Raw genomic sequence first — 22900 nt, 5'->3', positions numbered from 1 at the left:
ATGGCAGTCCGGGCGGCCCCGCGTTGCGTCAGGCGCTGGCGAGCGGCGTGAACTCCTCCGCCGCGGTGTTCGCCTGGAGGTCGGCGAGCGTGAAGTAGATCCGGCCGGTGGCCACCGCGCCCTCGCGGTGGTGGCGGATCTGGTGCCGCTGCGCGAGCTTCTTCAGCGTCGCGACGGTGTAGGTGGTGAGGCCCATCTCGACCACCTGCTCGGGCGTGTAGCGCCGCAGGCTCTCGATGGTGGGGACGGCCTGGGGGGTGGCCTTGCTGCGCGTGGCCTTGGCGGTCACAGCGTCTCCTCAGTCGGGGGGCTGACGGTGATGGCCTCGACCGGCACCCGCAGGGCCCCCGCGATCCGCTCCACCGTCTCGTCGCTCCCGCCGCACAGGCCTCGTTCGAGGCGGCTGATGTGGCTCGGCTGACGCTCAGTGGCGCGGGCGAGTCCGCGGACGCTCAGATTCTGCGACCTGCGGATGGCCCTGATGAGGGTTCCGTTCGGTGTCACTCCTGGAATCTACGACTCAGACCATGGAATCGGCAACCCCTTGACTCGTAGATTCTCCGACCTCTAGTCGTAGATTCCAGGACTCAGGGCGTGCGCCGGGGCGCGCCATGCAACACGTGCGCCCCCAAAATCCGCCTACCCTCCAGGTCAAGAGGCCGGATCTGCGCTGTGCGTGTTGCATGGCGTGGTGCATCATGGGGGACCATGGACAACCGGTGGACACAGCTAGGTGCCGCCTTCGCGGCGAGTCGCAGGTCGCAGAATCTGACCCAAGACGACGTCGCCGCGCGCACCGGAGTCGCCGTATCGACGATCCAGGCGATCGACCAGGGCGGCCCCTTCAAGGGCATCACCGCCTCGATGCGGCTCTACGCCGTCGTGCTCAGCTGGGCACCGGGTTCCATCGAAGCCGTCCTCGATGGCGGGAAGCCCAAACTCCTGGAGGCACCTCAGACGAGCGAGGCCGGCATCAAGGGCCTGCCGTACCGGATGGCCCAGGCCCTCGCAGATGGCACCGCGCTGGATACCCGCTTCAGGTCGATCGGCCCCCACGGCGAGATCGTGATGCTGCTGAAGGGTCGCGAGGGAGCAAGTCCTGAGGAGCTGGGCGCCATCCTGCGCGAATGGGAGCGCCTGGAAGGGCACCTCGACCGCCTCGGGGAGGTAGCAGACGAAACATCAGATAATCAGTGAATTACCTTTCTGGTCATCAGATGACCAGAAGTGGTTCACGCGCCGCTCACATCTGTGCCAGCATGATCGGACCGACGAGGGGGCCGCCCAGCTCGGGGCAAAGGGGCCGATATGGTCCGGGTTCTACGCGTGTCCAGCATTCCAAACGGGGTGCTGCTGTGGTGTCGGCCGGTGAAGTCCGGCTACGTGATGTACGTGAGCGCGCAGCTGCTCGACGACGGCGCAGTGTCGCCGTGGAAGGCAGACTCGTAGTTCACCAAGGGCTGCTGAGGCAGAGCCCTGCCGAGGGGAGATCGGCGGCCAGGGGGGACTACTGGCCGCCGTCCCCAACCACACACACGCACCCCAGAGGTGAGCCGATGGCCTACGCGGAGAAGGTCTACAAGTACCGCAACGGCGTCAAGACCAAGCAGTACACGTGGCGCGGCCGGTACAAGGGGCCGCCCGGCTCGAAACCGGCCTGGCCCGGCAAGTCCGGATTCCCCACCCAGGCGACCGCCCTGCGCTGGGCGGAGCAGCAGGAAGCCGCTGTCGACACCGGCCGGTGGATCGACCCGACGAAGGCGAAGGCCACCTTCGGCACCTTCGCCCGGCGGTTCATGGCCGACCGGCAGAAGCGCGGCAACACCACCTCGAAGCGGTGGACTTACCTGGAGACGTACATCTTTCCGCGGTGGGAGCACACGCCGATCCGGGACATCACCTGGTACGACGTGGACGCGTGGCAGCAGCAGCTCAGCTGCGAGGACGTGACCCGCGGGCACGTCGTCTCCCTGATGAGCACCATCATCACCGCGGCGGTCGACGCCGGGCACCGTGAGGCGAACCCCTTGTTCGGCAGGCGCCGCACGAAGCCGACTGCGACCACCGGCACTGTGCCAGCGCCGCGAAAGGTCGTAGAGGGCTACGTCCGGCCGGAGGACGTCCTCCTGGTCGCGCAACGTCTCGGGCCGGCGCGAGGGCTGCACGTCATCACGACGGCCTGGGCCGGGCTGCGCTGGGGCGAGGGCATCGGGCTGCACCGCGACGACGTCTTGCGCGTCCGGCGCCAGCCGTGGGACGGCGCCGTGTTCGAGTGCCCGATCCTGCGCGTGCACCAGGAGGTCGCCGAGTACGAGCAGCGCGGCCCGGCTGGCGAGAAGCTCGGCACGTTCATCGGCATCGAGCCGACGAAGAACGACGGGAGCACCCGGGACGTGGACGTGCCGCCGTTCCTCGCCGAGCTGCTGCGCTACCACCTCGCCGACGTGAAGCACGACTTCGTCTTCAGCACGGCGTCCGGCGGCTGGTGGCGGCGCGGCAACTGGGGGCGGACACTGCGGCCCGCGGCGGACGGCCGGCCGGAGCGAGAGAAGCGGCAGGGGGTCGGCCACCGGCCCGCGTGGGAACCGATCGCGCCCGGGATGGACATGCGGTCCCTGCGGCACACGCACGACACCTGGCAGGCCCAGCTCGGCGTGAAGGAGCCGCTCGCATACGAGGCGATGGGGCACCGGCGCGCCGGCATCAAGCGCGTGTACCAGCACCCCACGCCGGAGATGCGGAGGGATAGACTCGAAGGGCTGGAGGAGATCTTCCAGCGGGCGATGCGCAACCTCGGACTCCGGACCCTCTGGAACAGAGTTGATCTCCGGAAAATCCCCGAAACGGGGACGGCGCAGGATCGCCAGGCGGCGTAGCCGCAGCCCATGCAACAGGTGGCCCCGTAGGTAACCCGGCTCTCCTAAAGCCGGTGTCGCAGGTTCGAATCCTGCCTGGGGCACAGTTGCCGACGCGGTGAACGCGGGTGACGGGCCGGATCCGGGGTACTTCTCGGTCCGGCCCGCCGCTTTTCCCGGGGCCGCCGCCGGATTCCGCCGGCCGGCCGCCGGACCCGCCCGGGCACCTCCGGAAGCCCCCTCGGCGCGGGCCTCCTCCGGGCCCGGTACGGGCGGGGGCACCTGCGGGCCGCACGCCGGAGCACCCGCCCGTACCGGCGGCCGCATCACGTGAGGCATTTCGGAAGTAGTACGCAACCCAGACATCCTGGTTCGCTCAATTTGTAAGGGAAATTAATTTCCACGAACGTCCGGCGAAGGTCGTCAATGCGGACGATGCCGCCGCATTGACGCAGCTCAGGCCGACACCGCCCCCGCCCGGCACCTTTATCCGGACACCTGTTTGTCACAATGCCGTCATCAGTTGCTTGCACTCGGGCGATGATTCGTCTAGCCTAATTGGCGATCACCGCTGAGTGGGCACCGGGGGGCTGGCCCATCAATTCGCGCGCCATTGCGCGGCTTGGATCAATATGAAGACCGAGGACGTGGCCGGGGGGCGGCGACCAGCAGGATACCGTCACCCACCTGCACCTGTCCGGCTTCATGGAGAGCTTGCTGATCGCTTCGGCGGAAGCTCGATTTTGATCGCGCACTACTCTGATCTGAAGAAGCAGAGAGTCAGGATGGGAATCGAAAAATTGGCGTTGGTACATGAGCGATGCCGATGTTCTGCTCACCGGGAGCGTTACGGCAGGAAAAGGGGAGGGCGGCGGCAATGAGCTTACGCACGAATTCTTCTCGGGATTACCCGTCCGATGTCCTGTTAACCGAAGCGGCTCCGGACACCTACGGAATCGATCAGATCGCCGCCGTCCGGATCCGGCGCGACCTCTCGGAGATCCCCGGTCTTTACAGCAAATGCGAGGTCATGCCGGCCGACCCGAGCCGGCTGCTGCGCGAGCGGGTGTCAGGGTCGCGGACCGCCGACATCCCGCTGGACGAGGACGCGATGGCGCTGCGTTCCGACATCGTGCGGGTCCTGACGCTCTGGTCGGAACTGGTCGTCGCCGAACGCCGGTGGGCGAGCCCCCGGGGCCGGGACGTGAGGTCCCTGGCGAGCTACCTCGGCGAGCAGGTGGACTGGCTCTCCGGGCATCCGGCCGCGTCCGACTTCCTGGAGGAGATCGGCCATCTCGCGGCGGCGGCGCGCGCCTACCTGCAGGTCAAGGACGACTCGCGGCGCGAGCTCGGGGGGTGCCTGCAGCCCGGGTGCGGCGCCCGGGTCTTCGCCCATCTCAGCGGGGCCGGTGACTCGCCTCCCGGCATCCGCTGCGACGCCGGGCATTCCTGGGCGGTGCCCCAGTGGCTCGCGCTCGCCTCTCAGTTCGCCGCCGGCGCCCCGGAGACGTCGCGGTGAGCGTGCGGTTCCCGCCCGGGCGGCGCCGGGTGCCGACCGCGCTGGCGGCCCTGGCGGCCGGGGTCAGCGAGGCCACGATCCGCAAGTGGGCCAGCCGGGGCAAGCTCACCCGGTACGGGAGCGCGCAGCGGGCCGAGTACGACATCGACGAGCTGCGCCGCCTCGTCGAGCACGCCCGCGCCGACCCGCCCCTCCCCTCGTAGGGCGCGCCCCGCATGCGGAAGCCCTCGCCCCGCACCGGCAGAACCCGGTGCGGGGCGAGGGCTTCCGCATGCCCGCGGCGGCCCGGTTCCGGCCGAACACGGCTCTGCACCAAGGGCGTTGACACCGATGCGATCGGGTGTCACACTAACGGCACGGCGAAGCCATGCCCTCAGCCAGGTCATGCGGTACCGGGTGTCACGACCCCGGAGCGGGCAGGCCCGGGAGGCGCCGTCCCACGTCGGACCGGTTGACCGCGCGGTACGCGGCGCGCCGCCCGCCATCGGTGCCGTCCTCCCCCGCCGGGCCCGCACGCAGGGTCCCGCCCCCGCGTTCGCCCCGTCCGGCGTCACGGGCACGGCCGCCGTCACGGGCACGGCGCGCGGACCGCGCCCCTCCCCACCAGCCCCTCCCCGCCGCAGCACCCCCTCCGCCGTGCCGTCCCGGCCGGGCGGACGCGACCGCCGTGCCAACCGGGTGCCCGGACGCCCGGATGCCCGCGCGTCCGGGGCGGCCGGGGACGCACGCCCCCGGCCGCCCCGGCCTTCGCCTCACCGACATGGACACGACCCTCACGAGAGGCAGCCATCGTGGTGCCAGGAACGCGCTCCGTCACCGGCGACGACATCCTCGCCCTCATCTCCCCGCACATGCCCGCGGACGACCGCCCGGGCCTGACCTCGTCGTCGGACCTGTGGAGTTCGGGCATGGACTCGCTCACGAGCGTGTCCGTGATGCTCGTCGTGGAGGACGAGTACGACCTCGAGTTCCCCGACGAGTACCTGACGCGCGAGGTGTTCTCCGACGCCGAGCACATCGCGGCCGCGGTGCGCGCGATCCTCGCCGGGCAGGAGGGCTGATGGGCGCCGCCGCCGGTCAGGGCTCCGTGGCGCGGTACGGGGTCACCGCCGCGAGCGCGCTCGGCGTGGTCTCGCTCACCCCGGCGGAGGTCGCCGGGGCGGTCGGCCCCGACCTGGGGGGCGGGCGGGCCTACCTCGTCGGGTCGCTGTCCTCCGGTCTGGGCAACGCCGGGAGCGACGTCGACGTGCACGTCCTGCGGACGGGCCTGTCCGCGCAGGTCGGCCCGTACATGCACTTCCTCGGCGGCGTGGTCGTCGACGTGGAGTGCTTCCCCGAGGAATGGGTGGGCCAGGTCGCCGGGGCCGTCCGCGACCTCCCCCACGCGCGGCTCCCGATGGGAGCGGTGGCGCTCGGCCCGCCTCCGCGGATCGCCGCGGGCTGGTCGACGGTCGCGCGCTGGCTGCACGCGGTGCCCGTGGACGACGGCGGGCGGGAGGTGTTCACGCCCGAGGAAGGCCGCGACATCCTGCCCGTCCTCGCGCGGACGGCCTACGACGAGCTGCTCACGGCGGTCGCGGTCGCCCGTCTCGCGGACCGGGCCGCCGCCGCACCGCAGGCGCGGGAGTTCCTCTGGCGCCGGGCGTCGCGCCAGTTGCAGGAGCTGCGCTGCCGGGCGGCCGGGGACGTGACGGTGAACCGCAAGTGGCTCGCCTCGCGCGTCCGCCGTTTCCAGCTGCCCGACGCCGGGGAGGCGCGCGACGAGGCGGGGCTGCGCCGGTCGGCGGAGCGGGCCGGTCTGCCGGCCGCCGACGAGTGGCTGCTCACCCGGCTGGAACCGGCCGACGGCCTGGAGCCGATCCGTTTCGCGGGCCGCCGCCGGGCGCTCAACCGGCACGGGCGGCTCGTCGACGCGTGGAGCGCCGGGGGCACCACCGCCGCCCTCGTCGCCGAGCACGGCGCGGCGCGCGTCCTGCGGGCCCTGCGGCGTGCCGAACTCGACGTCCGGGCGGACCAGGACCTGACGAAGGAGGCTCTGACGCGATGAACGGCTCACCGCAGGAGACGGGCGAGCGGCCCGACGACGACGGTCTCGACTTCGACTGGGTCCTCACCCGCGGCGCCGACATGGTCTGGCACTACGCGTTCGACACCCAGTCCTTCCTGACGGACATGGAGGCCGCGCACGCCGCGGGCGACTGGCCGCTGTGCACCGCCGCGGGCACCTTCGCCCTCCAGACCCTCGTCGAGTGCGAGGCGCGCGGGGCCGGGATCACGGCGCGGGCGACCGGGACGGAATCGGAGATCCGCATGGCGACCTCGGATTCACCCGCCGCGCGGGCCCTGCGGTCGCTGCCGCCCGCGGTCGGGGCGACCGCCGAGGACGCGGCGCGCGTGCTCGCCCTCGTCCGGCGGCACGACGCCGACTTCCGCGCCGCCCTGCCCGTCGAGGTGCCGCACCTGCGCAGTCCCTCGGGGCCCGCGCAGTCGATGCGGCTGTCCGCGTCGATCATCAAGTGGCGCAAGGAACGCGGCCTGGGCACGCCGACGTGGGGGTACGCGGCCCTCGGCAAGGCCGTGGCCGAGTGACCGGCACCCCGGCCGTGACCCCGGCCGTGACCCCTGCCGTGACCCAGCCAAGTGCGTTGCCCGGCACACTGTCCGCCGAGGTGGCCGCCGTGGCGGAGGTCGCGGCGCGGCACGCCGCGACCGTCGACGAGAAGGCCCGCTTCCCCCAGGAGGCGGTCGACCGGCTGCGCGACTGCGGTCTGGTGTCGGCGTGCGCCCCGCGGGCCGCGGGCGGCGCCGGACTGGACGTCAGGGGCCTTGCGGTGATCGCCCGCGGGCTCGCGCGGGCCTGCGCGGCCACCGCGATGATCTGGTCGATGCACCAGGGCCAGCTCGCCTCGCTGTGGCGGTACGCGGGCCCCGGCGGATTCCTGCACGACCTGGCGCGGCAGGCCACGAAGGAGCAGTGGCTCATCGCCTCGGCCACCAGCGAGGCGGGCATCGGCGGCGACCTGCGCAGGAGCGGGGCCGCCCTCGAACCGGTCACGGACTCACCCATCGGGCTCTTCCGGCTGTCGAAGGAGGCCACCACCGTCTCCTACGGAGCGCACGCCGAGGCGCTGTTCGTCACGGCCCGGCGCGCGCCGGACGCCCCCGCCTCGGACCAGGTGCTGGTCGCCGTGCCGGCCCGGCAGGCGACGCTGGAGAAGACCGGCGGCTGGCAGCCGCTGGGCATGCGCGGGACGAGCAGCCCGGGTTTCCGGATCGCCGCGCAGGTCGGCGGGCAGAACGTCTTCCCGGTCCCCTTCGCCGACATCGCGGCGGGCGCCATGGTGCCCGTGACGCAGGTGCTGTGGGCGGCCACGTGGGCGGGTCTGGCCGCCGAGGCACTGGACCGGGCGGTGCGGATGGCCCGGCGCCGCGCGGCCCGTTCCTCGGGAGCGGCCGGGGGCGCGGGAGCGGCCGGGGGCGCGGGAGCGGCCGGGGGCGCGGGAGCGGCCGGGGGCGCGGGAGCAGTAGGGGCCACCGCCGCGCACGCGCCCTCGGCGCTCGCGGAGGCCCGGTGGCGGCTGGCGGGCGTCGACGCGATGGTCGACGACATGGCCGGCCACGCCCAGCGCCTGCTCGACGGTGAGGCGCAGGCCTCGGTCGGCACGGCCGTGCGGGCGAACTCGCTGAAGGTCGGCGCGTCCGAGAGCTGCCTGGAGATCGCCCACCTGGCGCTGCGGGCCTGCGGGATGGCCGGCTACTCCGAGCAGGGCCCGTACTCGGTGGCGCGGATCATCCGCGACCTCAGCTCGTCGGTCGTCATGATCGGCAACGACCGGATCCTCGAGAACACGGCGCGGATGATGCTGGTCGAGCGCCGCGGCGACCGTTAGGGGGCGGACCGCACCGTGCTTTCCGTGACGCACCCGCACGACCTGCTCGACCTCGGCGTCCATCTCGACCTGCGGGAGATCCTCGGGCTGAACCTGCACCTGCGGTGCGAGGGCTTCAACTTCGCGGGGTCGATCAAGCTGCGGGCCGCCCGCTGGCTGGTCGACGAGGCGCGGGCGGGCGGGCGGCTCACAAGGGGCTCCGTCCTGGTCGAGTCGTCCTCGGGGAACATGGGCGTCGCGCTGGCCACCGTGGCCGCGGGCTACGGCCTCGGCTTCGTCTGCGTGACCGACTCCCGCTGCACCCCCGCGAACCTCAAGATGATGCGCGCCCTGGGCGCGCGGGTGGAGACGGTCGGGGACACCGGGGCACCGGGCGGGCTGCTGGCGGCCCGCAAGGCGCGCGTGCAGGCGCTGTGCGCCGCCGATCCCCGGTACGTGTGGCTCGACCAGTACACCAACACCGCCTCCAGCCGCGCCCACTACGAGACGACGGCCGCCTACATCGCGAAGGCCTTCCCCGGGCTGGACGTCCTGTTCGTCGGCGTCGGCACCGGCGGCACCGCGTCGGGGTGCGCGCGGTACTTCGCCGAGAACGCCCCGCACGTGCGCGTGGTGGCGGTCGACGCGGTCGGCTCGGTCAACTTCTCGCCGGACGCGGGCCCCCGCCGCATCCCGGGGCTCGGCGCCGCGGTGCCGATGCCCCTGGTCGACCGGGGCAACTACGACGACGTGGTGCTGGTCGAGGAGGCGGACACGGTCCGTATGTGCCGCCGGCTGGCCGCCGCCGGGCTGCTGCTCGGCGGGTCGTCGGGGACGGTCGTCAGCGCCGCGCGGCGCTGGCTCGGCTCGCACGACCCGGGGCAGCGGTGGACGGCGGTGGCGATCGCCCCCGACCTGGGCGAGCGCTATCTCGACACCCTCTACGACGACGCCTGGGTGCGGGACGCCTTCCCCGGGGTACTGCCGCGTGAGTCCGCCGGGCGCGCCGCGGCCGACCGATGCTGACCGCCCCCGCAGGCCCCCGCACGTCCCCGCCCGCGCGCACCCCGAACCGTCCCCGTCGCACGTCCCGCACGTCCCCGTCACACGTCCCCGCCGAGCAACCGGTCGAGTAGGAGAGCCATGGGAGAAGCGTCCGCACCCTCGTTCGGCGTCGTGTCAGGCGCCGCGGTCGACGAGATCCTCGCGGGCCGCGAGCCGGAGGTCATCGATCTGATCGAGCGGGCCTACCTGCTGCACGGGTCCGGCCGGACCACCAATCCCCCCTCGTACTTCCTGCGTTTCCCCGACAAGCCCACGGCCCGGATCATCGCGCTGCCGGCGTCCGTGCGCGGCGACCGCCGTGTCGACGGCATCAAGTGGATCTCCAGCTACCCGGGCAACCTGCGGACGGGCATCCCGCGCGCCTCGGCCGCGCTGCTGCTGAACGACCCCGACAACGGCTACGTCTACGCCTGCGTCGAGAGCTCCATCATCAGCGCGACGCGGACGGCCGCCTCGGCCGCCGTCGCCGTGCGCCACCTGCTGCCCCGGCGCACGTCCGCCGTCCGGGTCGGCTTCGTGGGGACCGGGCTCATCGCCCGGTACGTCCACCGCTACCTCGTCGCGCTGGGACTTCCGCTCGCCGGTGCCGGGCTGTACGACCTCGACGAGGGCTACGCGCGCGGCTTCGCCTCGCACCTGGCGGAGGCGGCGCCGGGGACCACGGTGCGGGTCCACCCGACCGCGGAGTCGCTGGTGCGCGACAGCGACGTCGTCGTCTTCGCCACGACGGCCGCCGTCCCGCACGTCCACGACGCGCGCTGGTTCGCCCACGCGCCGCTCGTCCTGCACCTCTCGCTGCGCGACCTCGCCCCCGAACTCGTCCTGGCCGGGACGAACGTGGTCGACGACGTCGACCACGTCCTGAAGGCCGACACCTCCGTCCATCTCGCGGAGAAGCTGAGCGGCGGGCGGGACTTCGTCCACGCCACGCTCGACGGCGTGATCGCCGGCGACCGGCCGCCCGTACCGGGCCGCCCGGTCTACTTCTCGCCCTTCGGGCTGGGCGTCCTCGACCTGGTCCTGGGCGACTTCGTCCACCGCGAGGCCGTCGCGTCGGGGAGGATCACGACGATCCCGGACTTCTTCCACGACATGGACCGGCACCGCGACCCCGCCGGACGCCCCTCCCCCGCCGGGGAGACGGCCGCGTGAGCGCAACGCCGCGGGCCGGGCTCCCGGTCGCACCGGGCACGGCGGCGCGGGCCGCGGCGCTGGCCGCCACCAACCCCCGGGCGGTGGACCTCGGCGGGACGGTGGCCGGACGCGTACGGGCCCGCGCGGCGGCGGCGCCGGACCACGAGGCGATCGTGTCGGGGACGGACGTGGTGGACTACGCCCGGCTGGTCCGCGACGCCGACCGGCTGGCCGCGCGGCTGCGCGACGCCGGGTGCGGGCCCGGGTGGACGGTGGCCTGCCTGGGCCGCCGCAGCGCGCTCACCCCCGTGCTGTTCCTGGCGGTCGAACAGCTCGGGGCGGTCTACCTGCCGGTCGACCCGTCGTGGCCGCGGGCCCGCCGGGACGACGTCCTGCTGCGCAGCGGCAGTGCCCTGCTGGCCGACTGCACCGGCGGCGGCGTCGCGCTGACGGTGCTGCGTCCGGACGGCGGCGGCGCCGCGGCCGGGCCGGGACTGCCGGGCGAACCGCCGCCGCGGTACGTCATCTTCACGTCGGGCACCACCGGGCGCCCGAAGGGTGCGGTCGTCTCCCAGCCGGGCATGCTCAACCACCTGCACGCGAAGATCCTGGACCTGGGGCTCACCGCGCGGGACAGGGTCGCCTTCACCGCCCCGCTCGCCTTCGACATCTCGGTCTGGCAGATGCTCGCCCCCCTCGTGGCGGGGGGCACGGTGGTCGTCGCCGACGACAACGACGTCACCTTCCCGCCACGGCTGCACCGCCTGCTGACCCGCCACGGGGCGACCGTGGTGGAGCTGGTGCCCACCGCGATCGCCGGTCTGCTGGACGAGGCGGAGCGGCGCGGTCCGGCCGGGGCGCTCCCGCGGCTGCGCTGGCTGGTCTCCACGGGCGAGGAGCTCAGACCGGGCCTGGCCCGGCGGGCGCTGGACACGCTGCCGGGCACCGCCCTGCTCAACGCCTACGGGCCCACCGAGTGCTCGGACGACGTGACGCACCACGTGGTGACCCGCGGCGACCTGGCCGCGACCCGGCTCCCGGTGGGGCGGCCGATCGCGAACGCCGAGATCCACTGCCTGCGCCGCGACCCCGGGTCGGACCGCTGGCGCTGCGCGGAGGACGGCGAGGACGGTGAGGTCTTCGTCGGCGGCGTCCCGGTCGGGCTGGGCTACGTCGGCGACGGGACGACGACCCGGGAGTCCTTCTTCGGCGACACGCTCGGCACCGCCGCGCCGGACGGCCGCCTCTACCGGACCGGGGACCTGGGCCGTCTGGAAGGGGGCGTGCTGCACTACCTCGGCCGCGCCGACCGTCAGGTCAAGGTCTCCGGGGTGCGCCTCGAACTCGACGAGGTCGAGGCGGTGCTGAGCACCCATCCGGCGATCGGCCACTGCGCGGTCACGGCGCCCGGCGAGGGGGGCCGCCCCGGCCTCGTGGCCTGGTACGTCGCGCGGGCCCCGGTCGCGGCCGGAGAGCTGGAGGCCCATCTGCGCGCGGTGCTGCCGCCCGCGGCCGTACCGCAGCGCTGGCGCGCGGTATCGGCCCTGCCGCTCACGCCGAACGGCAAGGTCGACCACGCCTCGCTCACCGCGGGGGCGGCGGACGATGCGCCGCGCTGACCCCGCCGTGCCGAACCGGGAGTGACAGGGTGCCGATGACCGAGGACACGACGCCGGGCGGGCGCGCCTACGAGCCGCCGTCCCTGACCCTGCGCCACGGCAGCGGGCGGGAGGCGACCGGCGATTCGCGGGACCGCCTGCGGGCGCTGCGGATGCTGCCGGGGAACGTGCCGTCCGCGGAGGAGATCTTCGCGGCGTACCCGCAGTTCGCGGGCTCCACCTGCGTGTTCGTGAGCGGATCGCTCACCCTGGGGTGGGGTCACGCGCACAGCGACCTGGATCTGTACGTCGTCTCGGCGGACGGGGGCGCGGCCGCGTCCGGGCCCGCGGGCCTCCTGGAGGACCGGGCGTTCGCCGAGGACGCCGTGGCGCCTGTCGCGCTCGGCGAGATCGGGCAGTTCCGCGCGGACATCGAGCTGTGGGGCGAGGGGCAGGTGGACGAGCTCATCCGGCGGTTCACCCCGCGGCCGCCGCCGGGCAGGGTGACCGTGCGGCGCGGGGAGCGCGACCTGCTCTACCGTCTGACCACCGGGGTGGCCGTCACCGGGCACGCCTGGTGGGACGCGCGGCGGCAGGCGGTGCTGGCCTCCGGCTACGGGCAGTGGCTCGCGCGGAACAGGAAGGTCCACGCCGAGGGCGCGCTCGAGGACGCGAGCGGGCTGCTCATCTCCGGCGACCCCGACGCGGCCGCGCTGGCCGCCCGCGAGGGCTATGTCGCGGGCCTGGAGATGGTCCTGGCCCTCCACGCGGACTTCTCGTCCTCGCACAAGTGGCTCCTGCGCAGGCTGCTGTCGGCCTCCCCCGCCGAGGTCGGGGCGGGGGAGGCCCGCGAGGTCCTGCTCATGGCGGACTGCGCGCGCGATCCGGCCGCGTGGGCGCGGCGCACGGTGAGCGCGGCACAGCGGCTCATTCTCATGATCGAGGAGAGGTTATGACCGGTGCACGATGGCGGCCGCTCCGTTCCGCGGGCGCTTACACCCGCCGGGAGGGGGACGCCACCCTCATCGAGGGCTACCTGGACGTCTACGAGACGAACCGGGTGGGCGCCTTCATCTGGTCGCAGTGCGGAGGGCAGATGGCGCTGGACGAGCTGTCGGCCGTGGTCGCGCGGCGCTACGGCGTGGACGGGGCCAGGGCCCGCGCGGACGTCGAGGCGTTCGTCGCCGGGCTGCGCGACCTCGGGTTCGTCATATGAGCGGTGACGAGGGCGTGCAGGTCCCGCCGGAGCCGGCGATCACCGGCCTCACCGGCCTCACCGGTGTGCGCCACGGGGTGACCGCGCCGCTGCCCACCGCCGTCGGGCCGCTGGCGGTCGTCGAGGGGGACCGCAGCACCGACGGCACGCTGTTCACCGAGGGCGTGTACGAGCCCCAGGAGACCGCGCTGCTGCGGACGCTGTTCGCGCCGGGGATGCGGGTGCTCGACGCGGGGGCGAACGTCGGGTACTTCAGCCTGCTCGCCGCCCGGCACATCGGGCCCGCCGGTGTCGTCCACGCCTTCGAGCCGGAGCCGGTCAACTTCCGCGTGCTGCGCCGCAACGTCACCGCGAGCGGCTACGGCAACATCGAGACATGGGCCTGCGCGCTGTCGGACCGGTCGGGCACCCAGGCGCTCTACCTGAGCCGGAGCAACCTCGGCAGGCACTCGTTCGCCTTCTCGAACGTCCCGGCGACCGGTGCCGCGGTGGACGTGCCGACCCGCACCCTCGACGCCTTCGCCGCGGACCTGCTGGACGACGGCCCGCCGATCCTGCTCAAGATCGACGTGGAGGGCGCGGAGGGCCGCGTCCTGGACGGGGCCGCCGACCTGCTCGCCCGGGACGCGGTGACGGTGTGGTTCGAGCTCTGGCCCGAGGGGATCGCCAACAGCGGCGGGGATCCGGACCGGTTGCTGCGCCGGCTGGAGGGCTACGGCTTTCACGCCGCCCTCTACGACGACGTCGCGCTGACCCCGGTGCTCCTCTCGAGCGTGCGCCGGAACCTGCGGCGCTCGTGGCACGACATCCGCTACCTGCTTCTCGACCGGTCGCCCGAGCGCATCGTCGCGGCCGCCGAGGCGGTCTCCGCCGTGGATCCGCTCCACCGAGAGCCCAAGGAGAACTGAGACATGGTGCGTACGGCGGAACACGGGGCCAAGGCCGGGCGGCTGGCCGCCCTGTCCGCGGCGGGCTTCCCGGTGCCGGCCTTCACGGTCATTCCCGCGGACGTCCTCGAAGGCCTCGTCCGCGCCTGCCCCGAGCTGTCCGCGGCCTTCGCGCACTACCGCCAGGGCTTCGTGAACAAGCTCGACGTCCTGGGGCGGGCGCGGCGGGTGGCCGAGGGGATCCTGGAGCTGCACGTCCCGGACGAGGTGGTGCGGTCGGTCGCGGACGCGGTGGCCCGGGCGGGCGTCGCGCCTCCCTGGATCGCCCGGTCCTCCGGCAGCCTGGAGGACGCCGACGGCCCGGACCTCGCCGGTGCCTACGAGTCGGTGCCGGACCTCATGGACCTCGACGCCCTGATGGCGGGCGTGCGGCGCTGCTGGGCGTCGCTGTACGGGCCGCGCGCCCTGCTGCGTTTCAACGACAGCTCGGACGCGGTGGACGGCGCGGTCCGCGACCTGTCCCGGGCGCGGATGAGCGTGATCGTCCAGAGCCAGGTGGACGGCCCGTGGTCGGGCGTGGCCTTCAGCGCCGACCCGACCACCGGCATCGACTCCGTGGTCGTGGTGGAGGCCGCGCCGGAACGGGGCGGGGTGGCGGACGGGGCGCGGGACGCCGCCCGCGCCCTCGCGGTCCGCACGTCCGCCGGCACCCGTGTGGAGCAGTGCGAGGGCGGGCTCCCGGAGGAACTGGCCCTGCGCGCCGCCGTCCTGGCGCGCCGGGTGCACGAGTGGGCCGGGGAACCGCAGGACATCGAGTGGGCGGCCGGCCCCGACGGGTCCGTCCACCTGGTGCAGGCGCGGCCGGCGTTCACCGGCCGGGCGGCGCGCCGTCCGCGGCCCGCCGCACCGGCGTTCCGGCTGGCGGCCGTGGGCGAGGGGGACGAGGGGTTCCCGCTCGGCCACTGCTCGGGCATCGCCGCCTCCTACCGCACCAAGAAGCTCGGTCTGCGGCGGCTGGCGCGCGAGCTGGACATCCCGGTGCCGGCCTGGTTCTGGCTGCACTACAACCGCGGCGGGCTGGACGCGGCCCGGCGGGCCGGGCGGAGCGTGCCGTTCGAGTCCCCGTTCGTCCAGCTCGACGTGAGCACGAACATCAGGGCGCTCGTCAGGCCGGTCACCGGGCTGCCCGGCCTTCTCACGGAGCTGGCCGACGCGCACCCCGACGGGCAGCTCACGGTGCACCTGCGCGACGCCGTCCCGAGCGAGCTGGCGGCCGTCACGGCGGCGTCCCCGGACGGCGCGGTCACCGTCGAGTACGTCATGGGCGCGCTGCAGGGGCTGCGTTCCGGAGCGAGCGAGGCCAGCGGGGTGGTGCTGGACGCCGCCGGGCGGGTGGTCCGGGAGACCAGGGCGCTGCAGACGGCCGTCGAGCGGCTGGTCCCGGAGGAGAACCGCATCGCCCGCGGCCCCTACGGGCGGGTCGCCGACGCCCTCCCGGCCGGGCTGGCGCAGCGGCTCGCCCGCTGGACGCGCGCCCTGGAGTCGGCGCGGCCGGGCATCCGGCCCGAGTGGTGGATCTGGGACGGCAGGGCGTGGCTGGCCGACGCCTCGTTCGAGAACGATCCGCTGGAGCCGTCGACGGCGGTGCTCTCAGAGGGCCGGGCGACGGGAACGGTCGTCCGGGTCGGGCCGGACGACCTCCCGGCGGACCTCTCCAACGGCTACGCGATCAGTGCAGACGCCGTCAACGGCGCCGCGTACGACCTCCCGGTGCTCGCACGGTTCCGCGGTGCGCGGCCGTGGCTCCCCGAGCGCTCGTGGATCGTCGTCGCCGACCGCCCGCGCATCGAACTCGCGCTGCTGCTGCCCTGGGCCGCCGGGTTCGTCTTCGAGACCGGCTCCCAGCTGAGCCATCTCGCGATCACCCTGCGCGCGCAGCGGATCCCCGCGGTCCTCCAGGGCGATCTCACCGGGATCGAGGACGGCACGACCGTGGTCGTACGGGACGGGAGCGTGTCGCCCGCCCCCGCCGGGTAGCCGCGCCCCGCGCGGGCCGGAGCGCGTGCCGGAGCGCGGCCGGACGGGCACGGCGGCACGCCCGGCGTGCCCGGCTCCCCCGCCGGGCACGCGGTTTGACAGCCGGTCAGGACCGTCGGCACAGTCGTACCCACGATGGAGACCTTGCCGACGTCAGCGCTGCGCCCGGTCCCGACGAGCGTCGGCGGGCGCGGGGAGCGCTTCACCGATCCGCTGTGGGGCGTCACGGTCCGGCTGAGCCCGCTGGAGACCGAGCTGCTGCGCTCCGCGCCCGTACGGCGCCTGCACCTCGTCGCGCACGGGGGCGCGTCCTCGATCACCACGCTGCAGTCCTACACGCGGCTGGAGCACTCGCTCGGAGTCCTCGCGCTGGCGGCGCACTTCCGGCCGGACGACCGGCTGCTGCGTGCCGCGGCGCTGCTGCACGACGTCGGCCACCTGCCGTTCAGCCACAGCCTGGAGGGCCTGGGCGGGTGGGACCACCACACGATCGGGGCCCGGCTGCTCGGCACCGCGCCGCTCGCCGACGTGCTGGAGCGGCACGGCGTCGCACCCCCGGACGTGGCCGGGCTGCTCGACCGGCGCGAGCCGGGAGTGCTCGCGCCGCCGTCCGGGCTGCTGGGCCTGGACCACCTGGACTCCTACGTGCGCAGCGCCCGCTGCGGCGCGCGGCTGCCGGTGGACCCCGCCGAACTGCTCGGCCGGGTGCGGCTGGAGGGCTTCGCCGTGAGCGGCGACCGGGACGTCGCGGAGGCCCTGGTCACCATGGTCCGCGACGAGGCGCTGCTGCACACCTCGTGGGACAACGTCGCCCCGACCGCCGTACTCCAGCGGGTGGTGCGCCGGCTGCTGTCCGCCGACGGCCCCGGCGCGGAGCGCACCGCCCGGCTGACCGACGACGAGCTGTGGGCGGCGCTGGCGGCAGAACCGGGTACCGCCGCCGAGGCGGCCCTGCTCCGCGGTGCCCCGCACCTCGTGGGCGCCACGGCGGACGGCCGGGACGCGCCGGACGGCGCCTGGGAGTTCTCCCTGCGGAAGATCTACACCGCCGCCCCGCTCGTCGGCGGCCGGCCGGTGGAGGAGGCGGCCCCCGTGCTCGCGGAGCGGATCGCCCTCCTGCGGCGGCTGCCCACGCGGTACCGCGTCTGGTGGGAGGACGGCGCGGCGGACGCCGTACCGGACCGGCGCGCCGCAGCGCCCGGGCGCTGACCCCGCCGGGCCGTCCCGCTCATCCGGGCGGCGGCCCGGACGCGTACGCCACGGACCGGCCCGCCCCACGGCGTCACTCGCCGCCCGGGTGAGCCGCCCACGCGGTGTACGGGGCGCGTACGAGCGCGGAGTTCGCGTACCTGTCGTCGGCGAGGCGGACCCGGACGATGCGTTCGGGGGCCGGCGACAGGAAGCCTGCACGGTCGTCGAGCTGCCGGTGGCCTCCTGCTGCCGGCCGTCGCCGGTGACGAGGAAGCGGCGTGCGATCTCCACGGCCATGGATCCCCCGTTCCTGTCCGCGCCGGGTCTCCCGGCGGGAAGCGGTCGCACAGCTCCCGGTGGATCTCCCGGATGCCGTCCCGGGACGTCGGACCGACGGGGGTGTCGCCGTCCGGCGCCAGGGTGTTGCGCAGCGGCACGGTGCAGGCTGTCGGGCAGGTGAGCCCCTCGGGGGCGCGGGGCGCGGCCGGACGGCGCGGGGGCCTCAGATCGCGTCGAGTTCCCGTGCCGCCGACCGGGCGGCTTCCGCCAGGGGCGACGAGGGGCGACGGGACGACTCGACGACGAACCGCTCCACCGCCCTCAGGAACGAGACCGCGCTCACCGGCACCGAGCGCCGGTCGATGTAGAGGCAGATGTTCAGCGCGGGCTCGACGCCGTAGACGTCGAGCAGCAGCTTCGACTCCCGGTCCGGTGTGCTGTCGTCGACCGTCCGGACGACCGTCGCCTCGTCCCGCGGTCCCGCGGGACGCCCGTCGCCGGTGCCGGTGTCGTCCTGCCAACGGAACTGGCCGCGGCTCATGTCGTTGAAGTAGAGGTACTGCTGGGCGCGGACGCCGCGGCGGGCCGCGATCACGTCCAGTTCGCGGTCCAGTTCGGCGGGGTCGGTCTCGCTGTAGACCACCGCCTTGTGGGCGGCGTCCTGCGCCGATCGGAAGTAGTCGCCGACGGTCGTGCCGGGCGCCAGGGACAGCCGGAAGAGCCCGTTGAGGTTCAGGGCGGCGACGGACCGGCGCGCGACCGACCGCTTCCGCGTCGCCACCAGGGTCCGGACGGCCACCTCGGCCACGTCCAGGCTTCCCGCGACCGCCACCGCGTAGGCGCCGAGGAGGATCGCGGTCGAGTTCGCGCCGGTACGCCGGGTCAGCTCGCTGATCGCCCGCGCCGCCTCGTACGACCTGAGCCGGGCCCGCTCCGCCCGGGCGCCGGCCTCGCTCCCGCCGGTGAGCATGCCGACGGGGACCTCGGAGAAGGCCTTGCGCCAGTAGCCGAGGGTGCGGGTGCGGGCGCGCTCCCCGGCCCGGGAGTGCTCGAAACGCGCCCGGTCGAGGGGCTGCTCGCTCACGCCGTGGAAGTCCCGGAGGGCGTCCTCCCCCCGCGCCACCAGCGAGCGGTAGGCCTCCTCCAGGATCTGCACGCTCATCTCGTCGACGGCGACGTGGGAGACCGCGACGACGACCCGGAACACGCGCCCGCCGGCCATGGACATCCCCAGCCGGACCGGCACGTCGGCCGCGAGGTCGAACGACGGTCTCCTGAGCCGGTCGGCCAGCACGGCGGCGCACCCGTCCAGCCCGGCGGAGGTGGTGCGGTGCAGCGTCACGGGGACCGCGCCGGACTCCAGGAGCCGCTGCCGCGGCGGACCCTCGGCGGCGAAGACGGTGCGCAGCGTCTCGAAGTGGTCGACCAGGGCGCGGAACGCGCCGACGGCACGCTCGTGGTCGACGCCCTCGTCGAAGGTCCAGGTGCGCACCACGTTGCGGCGGAAGGCGTTCTCCCCCTCCCACCTGACGACGGCCCATATCGCCAGCTGCGGCCATGTCATGGGGCCCGACCGGGGACCCGGCCGGGAGCCGGTCCAGGTGAACGGCAGCTCCGCGGACTCCTCCTGGCACGGGCTCGGCGCACCGCAGCACATGGCATGGCTCCCTTCGGGGATCTGGCGTCGCGGTCACACGTGCAGCTTGCGGTGCAGCCGGCGCGTCGCGACGGCCGTGGCCAGGGCGCCCAGGCACAGCAGGTAGACGGTGGCGACGAGGATCGGGCCCGCCTGCCAGGAACCGAGCGCGGGATCGCGGACGAGGACGATGCCCTGGTAGAGCGGCAGCACCTCGATGACCGGCTGGAGCCGGCGCGGGTAGGTGGACAGCGGGTAGAACGTCGTCGCGAACAGGTACATCGGCAGCATGAACAGCTGCACGTACTGGAAGTCGGGGTAGTCCCGCACGAAGGTGGTCACGGCCAGGCCGCACGCGGCGAAGGCGTAGCCGACGACGGCCGCCGAGGGAATCGCCAGCAGGATCCCGGGCGACACCGCCAGACCGAGGAGCGCGGCGGCCGCGAGGAACCCCACCGAGGTGAGCAGGCCGTTGATCAGCGCGCCGGCGATCTCGCCGATCGCGATGTCCGCCGGGGACAGCGGCGTCGGCACGATCGCCTGGTAGGTCCGCTCGAAGGTGATCCGGGCGAAGACCTCACGGCTGGTCTGGTTGAAGGCCGTGTTCATCGCGGTGGTGGCGAGGATCGCGGGGGCGACGTACGCCGGGTAGCGCACGTCGACGCCCGGGACGGTGCCCACCAGCCCGCCGACCCCGAAGCCGATCGTCAGCAGGTACATGATCGGCTCGACCAGGCCGAAGGCGAGCGGGGTGACCGAGCGCCGGTAGACCATCAGGTTGCGCTCGACCAGCGCCGCCGCCCGGCGCCACTTCCACGCGTCGGGCGGCGCCGCCGGGGCGGCCCCGGACGCCGCCGGTGACATCGTCGTCATGCGTGCAGCCTCCGGCGGTAGGTCGTACGGGCGATCACGTAGCCGGCTCCGGCGAGCACGCACAGGTAGGCGGCGTGCCCGGCGGTGGCGAGCGCGCCCGCGGTACCGAGGGCGAGCGAGCGGCACAGTTCGACGCCCTGCGCCAGCGGCAGCGCCTCGACCGCGACCCGGACGGGGCCGGGCAGCTGGTCCAGGGCGAAGAAGCTGCCGGAGAACATGTACATGGGCATGATCACCATGCGGAACACGGTGTTGGTGCGCCGCTGGACACGCACCCCCACCGCCCAGGCGGCCGTGGGAGTGGCGAAGGCGACGCCGGTGAGGGTGGCCGCGGCCAGCACCCCGGCCGCCCGCGCCACGCTCACCAGGTCCGCGGCGGCCATGACGCACACGAACGCGGCACTGGAGCTGACGACCCGGAAGAGCACGTAGAGCATGTGACCGGACATCACCTCCTCCGGATCGAGCGGTGTGGGGGCGGCGTCCTGGTACGCCCCGCCGGGGAAGGCCGCCCGGGTCACCGACCAGGAGGCCTCCAGGTAGGCGGTCTGCATCGTGGCGGCGGCGAGCATGCCGGGCGCGAAGAACGCGGCGTAGCCCGCGCCCGCCAGCTGCGCGGGCGCGTGCCGGTCGACGAGGTGGCCGAGCCCCGCGCCGATACCGACGAGGAAGAGCACGGGGTTGAGGACGCTGACGAAGAAGGAGCCGCGCCAGGTCCTCCGGTAGCGCAGGAAGAGATAGCCGAAGAAGCGGAGCATGCGGTTTCCCGGCCCTTCAGTCGACGAGCGAACGGCCGGTCAGCGTGAGGAAGACGTCCTCGAGGGTCGACCGGCGCACCAGCGCGGTCAGCGGGACGAGGCCGAGGGAGTGGACGGCGGCGAGCGCCGCCTCGCCGTCGTCGGTGTAGACCAGCACGCGGTCCGGCAGCACCTCCACCCGCCCGCCGCCGGCCGCCCGCGCCATCGGTGAGGCGCGCAGCGCGGTCGCCGCGGCCCCGGCGGTGTCCAGCGGGAAGCGCACTTCGAGCACCTCACGGGTGACGTGCTCGGCCATCAGCGCGCCCGGCGAGCCCTGGGCGACGATGCCGCCGTGGTCGACGACCATGAGCCGGTCGCACAGCTGCTCGGCCTCGTCCATGTAGTGGGTGGTCAGCAGGAGGGTCACACCGTCCTGCTTGAGCCGGTAGAGGCGGTCCCACAGCACGTGCCGCGCCTGGGGGTCGAGGCCGGTCGTGGGCTCGTCGAGCAGGACCATGCTGGGCCTGTTGACGAGGGACCGGGCGATCGTGAGCCGTCGGCGCATACCGCCGGAGAGCGACTCGACCGGGCTGTCCGCCTTGTCGCCGAGCTGGGCGAAGTCGAGCAGTTCGGCGCTGCGGTCGCGGATGGCGGAGCGGGACAGGTCGAAGTAGCGGCCGTAGATGAAGAGGTTCTCCCGTACGGTCAGCTCCCGGTCGAGCGCGTCGTCCTGCGGCACCACGCCGAGCCGTGCGCGGATCGCGGAGCCGTGGGTGTCCGGGTCCATGCCGAGGACGGTGAGGCTGCCGGAGGTGCGCGGGGAGATCGCGCCGATCATCCGCATGGTCGTGGACTTCCCGGCCCCGTTCGGGCCGAGGAAGCCGAAGACCTCCCCGGCCCGCACCTCGAAGTCGATGCCGTCGACGGCCCGGAACTCCTGCTGCCCGCGCCGGGCCGGGTAGGTCTTCGTCAGACCGGCGGCCCGCACGAACGGGGCAGGTGGGCTCCCGGTGCGCGGGGGCCGGGGGGACGCCTCGGTTTCCATCGATCGCCCTTCGCGGTTCGGGTGCGGCGTGGCTGCGGGCGGTGCGGCAGCGGGGGTGGCGGTGCGGCGGTGGCGTTGCGGCGGGGCAGTGGCGGCGGGGCAGTGGCGGCGGGCTGCCCGCTCACCTGGCGACGAGGGTGAACTCGAACATGTCGTTGAGCCCCCGTCGGAGGTATCCGGCGCACTCCGTGTAGAACTTCAGGTCCCTGGCCGCCCACTCCTCGCCCCTGACGGCGACCGCCTCGTCCCACCGCGCCCGGAGGTTGCGCCCGTAGTGGTCGAGGGTGCGCACGTAGTGCGGGGCCAGCGAGTCCGAGACGGTGACCTCGAAGCCGGCCTTCCCGGCACTCTCCACGAACGCCTCCTTCGAGATGACGCGGAAGGCCTTCCGGTCCGCCGTCACCGTGAGCACGACCATGACGCCCCCGGCCGGGAGCAGCGAACGGCAGTGCGGGAAGAACGACTCCCGGTCGGTGAAGTTCTCGAACGCGTTGACGCAGATGATCCGGTCCACCGGCTCGGTGAACTCCTCCCACCGCTGGAGCCGGAAGTCGACGCGCGGCCGGCCGGGCCCCGCCTCGTCCTCGCGGAGGGCGGCGTAGGCGAGCTGCTCGGGCTCGATGGTGAGCCCGACGACCCGGGCCCCGTACTCCTCGGCGGCCAGGCGGGCGGCGGCGCCCCAGCCGCAGCCGATGTCCAGCAGGCGCAGGGACGGTTCGAGGCGGCAGCGCTCCAGCACGGCCCTGTTCTTGGCACGCTGGGCCTCGGGAAGGGGGGTGGAGTCGTCCGTGAAGTAGCCGGAGCTGTGGTTCAGTTCCGGATCCATGAAGAGGGACGCGTACGCGGTCGGCAACACGGCTGCTCCAGGGTGCGCGAACGGCGGCCGCGGGCTCGCGCGGGCGTCGCGCGCGGCAGGGCCTCGGGGAAGTGGCGATTCACGGCGGCGGCCGTACGGTGGC

24 protein-coding genes are annotated in these 22900 nt (G+C 74.0%); 17 read left to right on the top strand and 7 right to left on the bottom strand.

The window, feature by feature from the left end; translation table 11 throughout:
* Positions 1–28: 28 nt before the first annotated feature.
* Positions 29–289: a hypothetical protein gene (locus ACH4PY_RS07475; RefSeq protein WP_398176970.1), complete on the bottom strand. Its 261-nt coding sequence runs from the start codon at positions 287–289 to the stop codon at positions 29–31.
* Positions 286–504, bottom strand: a complete 219-nt coding sequence (locus ACH4PY_RS07470) for a helix-turn-helix domain-containing protein (protein ID WP_398176968.1) — start codon at positions 502–504, stop codon at positions 286–288. Before ACH4PY_RS07470 ends, ACH4PY_RS07475 begins: the two co-directional genes overlap by 4 nt.
* A 204-nt stretch (positions 505–708) precedes the next feature.
* Here ACH4PY_RS07470 and ACH4PY_RS07465 point away from each other — a divergent pair, with 204 nt between their 5' ends.
* The 17 genes from ACH4PY_RS07465 to ACH4PY_RS07385 all read left to right on the top strand — a co-directional run bounded on the left by ACH4PY_RS07465 (position 709) and on the right by ACH4PY_RS07385 (position 17389).
* The gene (locus tag ACH4PY_RS07465; RefSeq protein WP_398176966.1) at positions 709–1197 is read left to right on the top strand and encodes a helix-turn-helix domain-containing protein; all 489 of its coding nucleotides are present in this window, start codon (positions 709–711) and stop codon (positions 1195–1197) included.
* A 129-nt stretch (positions 1198–1326) separates the two neighbouring features.
* A complete protein-coding gene (locus tag ACH4PY_RS07460) occupies positions 1327–1449 on the top strand; it encodes a hypothetical protein (protein ID WP_398176964.1) in 123 nt (40 codons plus the stop codon).
* Positions 1450–1556: 107 nt separating this feature from the next.
* Positions 1557–2876: a tyrosine-type recombinase/integrase gene (locus tag ACH4PY_RS07455; protein ID WP_398176962.1), complete on the top strand. Its 1320-nt coding sequence runs from the start codon at positions 1557–1559 to the stop codon at positions 2874–2876.
* Between the two features lie 1009 nt (positions 2877–3885).
* Positions 3886–4374: a hypothetical protein gene (locus ACH4PY_RS07450; RefSeq protein WP_398176960.1), complete on the top strand. Its 489-nt coding sequence runs from the start codon at positions 3886–3888 to the stop codon at positions 4372–4374.
* Positions 4371–4577 (top strand): hypothetical protein, encoded by a 207-nt coding sequence (locus tag ACH4PY_RS07445; RefSeq protein WP_398176958.1) that lies wholly within the window; start codon positions 4371–4373, stop codon positions 4575–4577. Before ACH4PY_RS07450 ends, ACH4PY_RS07445 begins: the two co-directional genes overlap by 4 nt.
* A 588-nt stretch (positions 4578–5165) precedes the next feature.
* Complete coding sequence (locus ACH4PY_RS07440; protein WP_398176956.1) at positions 5166–5435, top strand: acyl carrier protein; 270 nt, start codon at positions 5166–5168, stop codon at positions 5433–5435.
* On the top strand, positions 5435–6421 hold the full coding sequence (locus ACH4PY_RS07435; RefSeq protein WP_398176954.1) for a hypothetical protein: 987 nt from the start codon (positions 5435–5437) through the stop codon (positions 6419–6421). The genes ACH4PY_RS07440 and ACH4PY_RS07435 overlap by 1 nt, the downstream gene beginning before the upstream one ends.
* Positions 6418–6963 carry a hypothetical protein gene (locus ACH4PY_RS07430; protein WP_398176952.1) on the top strand — a complete coding sequence of 182 codons (546 nt, stop codon included), beginning with the start codon at positions 6418–6420 and terminating at the stop codon, positions 6961–6963. Before ACH4PY_RS07435 ends, ACH4PY_RS07430 begins: the two co-directional genes overlap by 4 nt.
* Before the next feature lie 56 nt (positions 6964–7019).
* Positions 7020–8264, top strand: a complete 1245-nt coding sequence (locus ACH4PY_RS07425) for an acyl-CoA dehydrogenase family protein (RefSeq protein ID WP_398176950.1) — start codon at positions 7020–7022, stop codon at positions 8262–8264.
* 24 nt (positions 8265–8288) lie between these two features.
* A complete protein-coding gene (locus ACH4PY_RS07420) occupies positions 8289–9269 on the top strand; it encodes a pyridoxal-phosphate dependent enzyme (RefSeq protein WP_398176947.1) in 981 nt (326 codons plus the stop codon).
* A 117-nt stretch (positions 9270–9386) separates the two neighbouring features.
* Positions 9387–10460, top strand: a complete 1074-nt coding sequence (gene sbnB, locus ACH4PY_RS07415; RefSeq protein WP_398176945.1) for a 2,3-diaminopropionate biosynthesis protein SbnB — start codon at positions 9387–9389, stop codon at positions 10458–10460.
* Positions 10457–12061, top strand: a complete 1605-nt coding sequence (locus ACH4PY_RS07410; protein WP_398176943.1) for an amino acid adenylation domain-containing protein — start codon at positions 10457–10459, stop codon at positions 12059–12061. Before sbnB ends, ACH4PY_RS07410 begins: the two co-directional genes overlap by 4 nt.
* 35 nt (positions 12062–12096) lie before the next feature.
* Positions 12097–12996 carry a hypothetical protein gene (locus ACH4PY_RS07405; protein WP_398176941.1) on the top strand — a complete coding sequence of 300 codons (900 nt, stop codon included), beginning with the start codon at positions 12097–12099 and terminating at the stop codon, positions 12994–12996.
* On the top strand, positions 12993–13256 hold the full coding sequence (locus ACH4PY_RS07400) for a PqqD family protein (RefSeq protein ID WP_398176939.1): 264 nt from the start codon (positions 12993–12995) through the stop codon (positions 13254–13256). The genes ACH4PY_RS07405 and ACH4PY_RS07400 overlap by 4 nt, the downstream gene beginning before the upstream one ends.
* A complete protein-coding gene (locus ACH4PY_RS07395) occupies positions 13253–14164 on the top strand; it encodes an FkbM family methyltransferase (RefSeq protein WP_398176937.1) in 912 nt (303 codons plus the stop codon). Before ACH4PY_RS07400 ends, ACH4PY_RS07395 begins: the two co-directional genes overlap by 4 nt.
* Positions 14165–14167: 3 nt before the next feature.
* Complete coding sequence (locus ACH4PY_RS07390) at positions 14168–16180, top strand: PEP/pyruvate-binding domain-containing protein (protein WP_398176935.1); 2013 nt, start codon at positions 14168–14170, stop codon at positions 16178–16180.
* A 144-nt stretch (positions 16181–16324) separates the two neighbouring features.
* On the top strand, positions 16325–17389 hold the full coding sequence (locus ACH4PY_RS07385; protein ID WP_398176933.1) for an HD domain-containing protein: 1065 nt from the start codon (positions 16325–16327) through the stop codon (positions 17387–17389).
* Positions 17390–17873: 484 nt separating this feature from the next.
* Here ACH4PY_RS07385 and ACH4PY_RS07380 read toward each other — a convergent pair whose 3' ends face one another.
* From ACH4PY_RS07380 to ACH4PY_RS07360, 5 genes are all read right to left on the bottom strand, one after another.
* Positions 17874–19214, bottom strand: coding sequence for a condensation domain-containing protein (locus ACH4PY_RS07380; RefSeq protein ID WP_398176931.1), 1341 nt, complete (start codon positions 19212–19214; stop codon positions 17874–17876).
* 126 nt (positions 19215–19340) lie between these two features.
* On the bottom strand, positions 19341–20159 hold the full coding sequence (locus ACH4PY_RS07375) for an ABC transporter permease (protein WP_398176929.1): 819 nt from the start codon (positions 20157–20159) through the stop codon (positions 19341–19343).
* Entirely contained in the window at positions 20156–20917 is a 762-nt protein-coding gene (locus ACH4PY_RS07370; RefSeq protein ID WP_398176927.1) for an ABC transporter permease, read from the bottom strand. Before ACH4PY_RS07370 ends, ACH4PY_RS07375 begins: the two co-directional genes overlap by 4 nt.
* 16 nt (positions 20918–20933) lie before the next feature.
* The gene (locus ACH4PY_RS07365; protein ID WP_398176925.1) at positions 20934–21941 is read right to left on the bottom strand and encodes an ABC transporter ATP-binding protein; all 1008 of its coding nucleotides are present in this window, start codon (positions 21939–21941) and stop codon (positions 20934–20936) included.
* A 121-nt stretch (positions 21942–22062) separates the two neighbouring features.
* Entirely contained in the window at positions 22063–22797 is a 735-nt protein-coding gene (locus tag ACH4PY_RS07360) for a class I SAM-dependent methyltransferase (protein ID WP_398176923.1), read from the bottom strand.
* Positions 22798–22900 lie beyond the last annotated feature (103 nt).

Source organism: Streptomyces sp. NPDC021224 (genome assembly GCF_044332905.1).
Taxonomy (GTDB): domain Bacteria; phylum Actinomycetota; class Actinomycetes; order Streptomycetales; family Streptomycetaceae; genus Actinacidiphila.
The sequence above is the reverse complement of the archived record's forward strand: the minus strand, read 5'-3'. Positions and strand labels throughout refer to the sequence as shown.